The 8,892-nt window shown below is 35.2% G+C and carries 6 protein-coding genes; all 6 read right to left on the minus strand.

The features are described 5' to 3' along the window. Positions 1-47: 47 nt before the first annotated feature. On the minus strand, positions 48-281 hold the full coding sequence (locus tag ACI4L0_RS11560; protein WP_439800328.1) for a hypothetical protein: 234 nt from the start codon (positions 279-281) through the stop codon (positions 48-50). A gap of 49 nt (positions 282-330) precedes the next feature. Beyond that, a complete protein-coding gene (locus ACI4L0_RS11565) occupies positions 331-3,363 on the minus strand; it encodes a type III restriction-modification system endonuclease (RefSeq protein ID WP_439800329.1) in 3,033 nt (1,010 codons plus the stop codon). Further along, on the minus strand, positions 3,360-4,829 hold the full coding sequence (locus tag ACI4L0_RS11570; protein ID WP_439800330.1) for an RNA-binding domain-containing protein: 1,470 nt from the start codon (positions 4,827-4,829) through the stop codon (positions 3,360-3,362). The genes ACI4L0_RS11565 and ACI4L0_RS11570 overlap by 4 nt, the downstream gene beginning before the upstream one ends. Positions 4,830-4,842: 13 nt before the next feature. Beyond that, positions 4,843-6,915, minus strand: a complete 2,073-nt coding sequence (locus tag ACI4L0_RS11575; protein ID WP_439800331.1) for a site-specific DNA-methyltransferase — start codon at positions 6,913-6,915, stop codon at positions 4,843-4,845. Between the two features lie 629 nt (positions 6,916-7,544). Beyond that, a complete protein-coding gene (locus ACI4L0_RS11580) occupies positions 7,545-8,327 on the minus strand; it encodes a DUF3800 domain-containing protein (protein ID WP_439800332.1) in 783 nt (260 codons plus the stop codon). A 250-nt stretch (positions 8,328-8,577) separates the two neighbouring features. After that, positions 8,578-8,730 (minus strand): hypothetical protein, encoded by a 153-nt coding sequence (locus tag ACI4L0_RS11585; protein WP_439800333.1) that lies wholly within the window; start codon positions 8,728-8,730, stop codon positions 8,578-8,580. Between the last annotated feature and the right edge of the window lie 162 nt (positions 8,731-8,892).

Raw genomic sequence — 8,892 nt, forward strand, 5'->3', positions numbered from 1 at the left:
TTCCTCCTTATTTTTTATTTATCTTAAACTTATACACATCAATCAATTTATTTTTTTTCACTATTATCTCCAGACAAAGAAGTAAATGTGGATAGCAAGGAACTTGTTTTTATATTCCTTCTTAATGACTTGCCTGCAATTTTCTCTTCTTCAAGCTCATTTTTATTTTCATGAATATTTTTTAAGCGTAGACAATCAGTATTTGTGCAAGGGTGATTACAGACTTTTTCACACCACCCATTATCAGACCATGGTACACGAATTGTAATATTTTGAATCAAAATTGCCTCCGATTAATCTTTTGCAGTTTTCTTGATACTTGAAATAATCCTATTTCATCACTATTTCCATCAAACTCTTATAGCCATCAACAACATCATATTTGATATTATCAGAGTTCAAGGCTTCAAAATGCTTTCGTGCACATTGAATTTTTGCACCTTCAATACCACGTAGTTGCAATGTTGACATAGAACCTTTTGTTTCTGCAATAAAATAAATATGTTTAACTTTACCTTCATAGAAAGCAATCGCCCAGTCAGGATTGTAATGTCCCATCGGTGTCGGAATAAAGAAACTGTTTGGAAGTTTTACATAAACTGCAACTTCTTCACTGGTATCAAGGTCAACGGCAAAATCTTTTTCATTCGATGAATCATATACTACATGATCATACAAGTGTTTTTTTGTCTTGATTGCATTAATATTAAGCTTGCCTTTGATTTGAGCATCTGCAAAGATTTCTTTCATATCATAAGTTTCATCAAGAACATTGTAAGTGATATGTTGTACAACAGCAGTAGCTTTTTCTTCGTTTATCAGATTTCCTGCTTTTATAATGAATTCTTCAGGATTATCCTTAAATTGATTAAAAGTAGAAGGTAATATTCCTTTAAGAATTCCAACGATTGTTTTCCTTGTAAGACTGGTTTCTTCAACCAATTTTCCAATCAAATCATATTTCACAGACTTATTCAGGCTAATTTGTGCATCTTCTGTTGAATGTGATTCCATAGCGAAAGAAGAGCCGTCTGCAAGTTTTGCTTTTGACTGAATTTCTTCAATACTTCCTGTCTTAATTGTATAAGTAACCTTTGCTACTTTTAAGTGTGTATCAAGAGCTGCAATAGCTTTCTTTATCAATTCATCTGTATCAAAATCAACAGCATAAACAGTTTTATGATTGATTCGTGACCATAATTCCTTAAATTCTTTTGAAGCAGCCTGTTTGTCATTTAAAGAAAGTGTAACATTATTTTTTCTTGTATCTTCTGGAGCAAGCAATACAGGATTATAAACAGAATCAAGAATACTGATGATTGCATCTGCATAGTCTTTTGCTTCTTCTGCAACTTCTACTGTTCCATTAGCTTTGTCAGCATAGTATTTTTCTGTAAGAACACCTTTTTTATCGATATACTGATTTATAACAAGGTCATAGAAAACTGCATCTGCAAGTTCTTTATCAATAACCTTTTTATTGCCGTCTTTATCAACAATTTCTCGATCTTTAAACAATTCTGCTGTTACTTTTACAGGTCTGTCACCAATAGCTTCTGCCAATTCTGTCTGGAGTTCTTTTGCAAAATTTTCATAACTTTCGCTGGCAATAATTGTAAGACAGTTAATGTTATGAACATCATTACCGAGAACACTTTCATCCATTCGTTCACCATTTTCATTGATACAAAGACGAAGTCCTCGGCCAACTTCCTGGCGTTTACGGATATCACTACCGCTTTGTTTTAAGGTACAAATTTGGAAAACATTCGGATTATCCCAGCCTTCGCGTAAAGCAGAATGACTAAAAATAAACCGAACTGGAGATTTTTTTGGGTCTCTGTCAAGGAGAAGTTCCTTATCTTTCATGATAAGGTCATAAGCATCAACATCGTCAGAAGTTTTTTCTTTTCTGTCGCTTAGTTTTGATTCTGTAAAATGACCTTTTTTGTCCTGGCTGAAATACCCTGCATGAGTCTTTTTCACATCAATGGAATCAAGGTAAGCTAGATATTCTGGATATAATGCTAATTCTTTTTTTGCTTCTTCCACAACCTCTGCATATTGTTCCTCAAATATATCTGCATACTTACCATTGCTATACTCGCTGGCACTTCCATAAACTTGGTAATTCGCAACTTCATCAATGAAAAACAATGAAAGGACTTTTATACCTTTGTAGAATAACTGACGTTCGCGTTCTAAATGTGCTTTAATCGTTTCTCTGATTTGAATAGTGCGTATATTATCTTCATTTTCTTTACCAGTAACTTCACCAGAAAAGAGCTTAATTCCATTCATAAACTCAAGTGAGTTATCGCGGCCATCAATTCGTGTAACTATAAAATTGTTTTTATATTCTTCACGGCCGTTAGAGTTATCATAAAGGTTATATCCTTCATTCACAGTACGGGTAATTTTCTTAGTACCAGTTGCTGTATTAAAATTAAACTCAATTGTTGCCGTTGGATTACCAGAACTAAGATTAATTCCTGCCAGATAAATATAGCTATCTGTGGAAGAAGTTCCGTTCTGCATAATTCCTGTAACTCTAATCTTTTTTACCAGCCGCTTGTTATATGCTTCCATTGCATCCAAACGAAAAATCATATTGTAATTTTCACGGTGAGTTGCAGAATAGCGCAAAGTCATCAGTGGATTGAATTCCTTAAGACGTTCGCGTGTTTTTTCACCTTCCACAGACTGCGGTTCATCAATAATAAGAATTGGATTTGTTTTTGCGATAACGTCAATAGGTCGGCGGCTGCGGAATTCATCCAGCTTCATATAAATACGGCGCGCATCTTTTCCAGTTGCATTGAATGCCTGACTATTGATAATCATCACATTAATAGAACTATCTGAAGCAAAATGTTCAATGTCCGTAAGTCTAGTTGAATTATAAATGAAATAACGGATTTTCTTTTGATAGTTCAGGGTAAAATAATCTTCTGTTGTCTGGAAAGTTTTATAAACACCTTCACGAATTGCTATTGAAGGAACAACGATAATAAATTTGCACCAGCCGTAAGCCTTGTTCAGTTCATACATTGTTTTGATATAAGTAAAAGTTTTACCGACACCAGTTTCCATCTCAATGGTAAGATTATATCTGCCGAATAAATGGTCATCCGGCTTGAGCTGATTCTTACGCTGAATTTCATTTATTTTCTCAAGAATCTTCCGGTCATTTAATTCTTGAACAACGGGATTATTATTCCATCCTGTAAATTCAAATCCATGCATTACATTACCGGCATCCATTCTGTATGAGTTTGAGGCATAAGGCTGTCCGCTAAAAACATCTACAACTGCTTTTGCTGCATCTGATTGGAAAGTTTGGTCTTTATATTGAATTTTCATTTTACTAAAATCTCCCAATAGCCACCGTTTGAAGGACCTCTATGTAAAACTTTGTCCTTCATTGCAGCAAGATTTTTTAATACAGCACGCTTTGAGATGCCTATTGTATATGCAATTTCTTGCGTTGTTATTTTATTATTTGCCGTTATAAGTTCTAAAATTCGTTCAGGTGTTTTTGGTGAACTTTTTGATGAACTTTTTGGTGAACTTTTTGGTGAACTTTCAACTTCCATGTCAGTTATTGGGCAGTTATTGGGCAACTTTTCGCTTTTTGGGGCAGATTTCGGGTTGTTATTGGGGAATTCTCTAATTTCTCCGCTTCCTGCTGGAATGTCAGTCTCACTTGTGGTTGGCTCTACAAAATGGAATGTAGTGCAAATGGCATCCCCTAACTGCTCATATTCAGGCGGATTCAGATTCTGTACTTTCAAAGCAGCGCAAATTTTTTCAATGCCACGTCCCCAGCTTTCAATCTCGCCAGCACGGAAAAAAGCATTTGCAATTTCCGGGTTATATGGTCGGCTCCCATGTTTTTGAAGGAATTTTGCTACAGTCCATCCGTTTGGAAGCATTGCATCGTTCCAAATAACGACTTTATTCTTGTAAACACGAATTTGAATAGGAACACAGCCACCATAGTTTTTATGTATTATTGCATTCAAAAGAGCTTCACGCATAGCGGCTTTAGGTATACAGAATTCTTCAATGCGCTGAATGCCTTCGTAGCGAATAAAGGCCTTCATGTATTTGAAAAAAATGAGTTCCATGAGCCTGTCAATCTGTTCAAACAAATTTCCATGTATTTCATCTTGAAAAAGAATATCCGCATCATTATTAAAATATCCAATTTTAATATAAGCCCCTGTTACATAACGCTCAGGGTCTTTGTGGAATAAAAGAATTGCGCCGCGTTTTAATTTGTCGTCTTCAATAAGACGAAGTTTTTCAAGAAGTTCTGTGTCGCTTAGATTTATATCGTCCTCATCAAGACGTTTAGCCTTCCGTGCTTTTTTACGGAACAATTCAAAAGCTTCGTGGTCAAGGTCTGCAATTTTTGAACGAGGCTCGGTAATGGCATCCCATGTAAGCCCCATTTTTTTTAGCAGGAAATTTGTGAGTGCATTACCTTTTAACTCCTGTTTAGTGCTGCCACTTCTATAATGAAATTCTCCCTTGTAGCTTACAGGATTTTTGTAAGGTTCAACTTGTATCTGAAGATAATCTTTTGTTTCATCTTGCAATAGATTTACGTCAACCATAATGCCAAGAATATCGCGGACTTTGTTAGGAATATCTTCGAGTAAGGTTTTTGCATTTTCAAGACCCACAACTTCTGCTTTATCATTCACGCCAATATACAACGTGCCCCCCTGTGCATTTGCAAAGCCGCAAATCCACTTGAGATATTCGTCACGCCAGATTTCCTTAAATTCGATATTTTGCATTTCATCATATTGAATTTTCATATCAAATTTCTCCCTATATCACCTTCACGCTTGTCTCAGGGCTAATCATTTTGAAAATTTCAAATACGTTGATTTTGCTTGCGCTGTTGCTGAATGAACTGTCCCGGAATACTGCACGAAGTGGCTTTTTGCGGGCAATTTCTTTTACAACTTCTTCTGATATGTCTTCATTAAAGCAGGCTACCAAATCTCCGTTGTTATAGGTGTGAACTGTAAATTTGCCAATAGTTTCTGATGTATATGGTAATGAAAGCGGAAGTCCCCAATCCAAAAGACAGCCGAAAAGAAGGTCTAAATCATTTCTGTCTTCCTTGATGTTACTTTCTAATCCTTCAAGTTTTCCCTGGTCATATTCTGAAGCAGCATAGTAAACATCTTTCATATTGCTGTCGTCTACTTTGAGAACGCGGAAACCGATGTCGAGTTTGTAGTTGTCAGTTTTCAGCTGGGAGTTATCAGAGTTTTCGTTAGTGATGTTGTCATTTTCAGTTTCTTCGTGAACAGCGTTAGCTGTGAACAAATCCGCTTGTTCTTTATTTTTTAACAAACGGATTTGCTCAGGATTAACATCCTTCGCGGATTTTATTGTATTCAGAATCTGCTGACCTGCACGGCGGATGCGTTCTTTGCCGATTTCACAGATGTTTTTGTAACCTGCTTTGCAGGCTTCTGATTTTTCATCACAAACTTCTGGCAGCTGAACCATGATGAACTTACGGTTTCCGCCATCTTCTGCGTTGAGTTGCATTACTGCGTGGGCGGTTGTGGCAGAGCCGGAAAAAAAGTCGAGGATAATAGCATCTGGTTCATCCATAGAAGCTACTTCAATATATTCTTTTAATAATCCTGTTGGCTTAGGGAATGAGAACATTTTCCTTCCCATTAATGATTCAACTTCAAGAGTTCCTCTTCGACTTGAATATTTCGTATCCATCAACAAGGAGCGAATAGTTTTTTTTGTTAATCTAGATTTCTGAACTATTCGATAATCATTATTCTCATTACGATAGCCAACAATTTCTCCATTTAAGTTTTTTTGTGCTAATTCCTTTCCCCATCTCCAAACATGAGATAAACCTTCTTTTGCTGTTTTGACAGGATAAACTTCTACCCATCCATCTTTTTTTTCTAACCCAATTTCAAGGAAGCCATTATCTAGTTCTTTATTAGGATTTACATAAAATGGATAATATAAGTTTGGTCGATTACTTGGATTAAATGAAATATTTCCATTGTATAAAGGATAAATATTAAATCCACCGTCCTTGTCAGTGTATTTAAATTCTTTTTCTAAATCATTTAATTGATATGTTTTACATAGATTCATATTCTTACAATACATCAAACAATATTCATGCATTTTTGCCATGTGTCCATAATCGATTGCACTAGGAGATGAATTTATAATATACATGCCTATATAATTTGATAATCCAAATACTTCATCACAGATTTTTTTTAAATTATCTTGTTCATTATCATCAATACTTATAAAAATAACCCCGTCATCACTCAGCAGATTTCTTGCAAGCAAAAGCCTGCTATAAATCATTGAACACCAATCACTATGAAATCTTCCATTTGTATCAGTGTTCTTAAACATACGGTTGCCTTCTTCATCATACTGACCGCTTTCTTCTGACCACTGTTCACTGCTTGCGGCAAAATCATCTCTATAGATAAAATCATTTCCCGTATTATACGGTGGATCAATATAAATCATTTTCACTTTTCCAAGATAGCTTTCCTGCAAAAGTTTTAGGACTTCAAGATTATCACCTTCAATATAAAGATTCTCTGTCTTATCCCAATCAACAGATTCTTCCTTGCAAGGTCTAAGAGTTTTACGAATTGGTTTATTTGCTTCAACAATAGCAGCGTTCTTTCCAACCCAAGTAAATTCATAGGCTTCATCTTTATCTGCAATTTCATCACTAAGCATCTGCTGCAACAATTCAAAGTTTACAGCTTTCTTTAGTTTTCCATTTTCATCTTTTGCTTCCGTAATGCAGTTTGGAAACAACTGTGAAATCTTATCTATATTTTTCTGTGTCATATCCGGTGTTTCAAATTTCGGTTTGTTCATTTTTGTTCTCCTGTATAAAGTTTTAACAATCGGATTTGTTCAGACCTAACGGTCTTCACTCTTTTTCACGTGAGCATCGTTAGATGCGAGCAAATCCGTTTGTTTTTCTCCTGTATAAAGTTTTAACAATCGGATTTGTTCAGACCTAACGGTCTTCACTCTTTTTCACGTGAGCATCGTTAGATGCGAGCAAATCCGTTTGTTTTTCTCCTGTATAAAGTTTTAACAATCGGATTTGTTCAGACCTAACGGTCTTCACTCTTTTTCACGTGAGCATCGTTAGATGCGAGCAAATCCGTTTGTTTTGTTCTCCTGTATAGGGTTTAACAATCGGATTTGTTCAGACCTAACGGTCTTCACTCTTTTTCACGTGAGCATCGTTAGATGCGAGCAAATCCGTTTGTTTTTCTCCTGTATAAAGTTTTAACAATCGGATTTGTTCAGACCTAACGGTCTTCACTCTTTTTCACGTGAGCGCCGTTAGATGCGAGCAAATCTGTTTGTTTTTTCTTCTCCTGTATATTCCTAATATTTTTGTTGTCATTTTCAATATTACATGCTATATTACTATCAGATCCATTTAAGGTGAAAGCGGGCTTCATGCCATGCGTTGCGAAAGCAACCTAGCCTTATATCGGGTCTATTTTTTTTGCCTCCAACGGATTTTTTGGTGTGTAATAATTATTTGGATATTTATCAAAATCGAAAATATCATGAATTAAATTAATCTTTTCCTTTATATAATTGTAATACCTAAAATCATTGTTCTGATATGCTCGTTGTACAGTCCATAAGATATAATCAGCAGACTGTAACAGTGTTATTTCTGAAGTTTGCTGGATAAAAGTCCTTATTTTGCTTTTATTCTTTTGACCCCATTTTTCTTCAAACCTAGAAATTGACTTTTGAACAGCATCTGACATATTTTTCTGTCTTACAGTATTTCCCATAGCAGAAAAATATAAATCAATTTCACTGTAGAGATGCAATCTGTTTTCAAGTAATTTTGCAACTAAATATTCATATAATTTAGCAGACTGCAAGTCAAACTTTTTTCTGAATAAGTCCTCTTTTTTTCTTGCAACAATGCAATAAAAGGTGAAATCTGATTTCTTTAAAAGTCTGAATACTTTTTCCCTAACTTCCTGACAATCATCTGTTGCATGAAACATCTTTGCAGTTTTTTTTATTGAAGGAATTTCTTTGTAATAATCATCATTGATAATTTCTTTCCTTAGGTTTTCCAAAGCCTTAGAAAGTTCCTTTGGATTCTTTGACTCAAAATATCCCACCATGAATACTTTTGAAGCCTGACCTTTTTCAATGAGATTAACGCCTTTTCTTCCTAAAATATTTGGATCTCCGGCTTCATCAAAATAATAATTGACTTTTATATTTTCAGTTTTCTTCATAATTACTACACTGATATTCCATATTTATTTTTATCGGTTAAAACGATTTAATTTTTCTGTTATCTATGGGAGCACCGTTAGATGCGAGCAAATCTGTTTGTTCTTTTTTCTTCTCCTGTATAAAGGTTTGACAATCGGATTTGTTCAGAGCTAACGCTCTTCACTCTTTTTTACGTGAGCATCGTTAGATGCGAGCAAATCCGTTTGTTCATTCTCCTGTATAGGGTTTAACAATCGGATTTGTTCAGACCTAACGGTCTTCACTTTTTTTCACGTGAGCATCGTTAGATGCGAGCAAATCCGTTTGTTCTTTTCCTGTATAAAGGTTTGACAATCGGATTTGTTCAGAGCTAACGCTCTTCACTTTTTCTATGAGAGCATCGTTAGATGCGAGCAAATCCATTTGTTCATTCTCCTGTATAGGGTTTAACAATCGGATTTGTTCAGACCTAACGGTCTTCACTCTTTTTTACGTGAGCATCGTTAGATGCGAGCAAATCCGTTTGTTCATTCTCCTCGTATATTAATGTTATTGAATTATCTTATTCGATTTGGGATAGTATAC

Source organism: Treponema sp., from assembly GCF_051883275.1.
GTDB lineage: Bacteria > Spirochaetota > Spirochaetia > Treponematales > Treponemataceae > Treponema_D.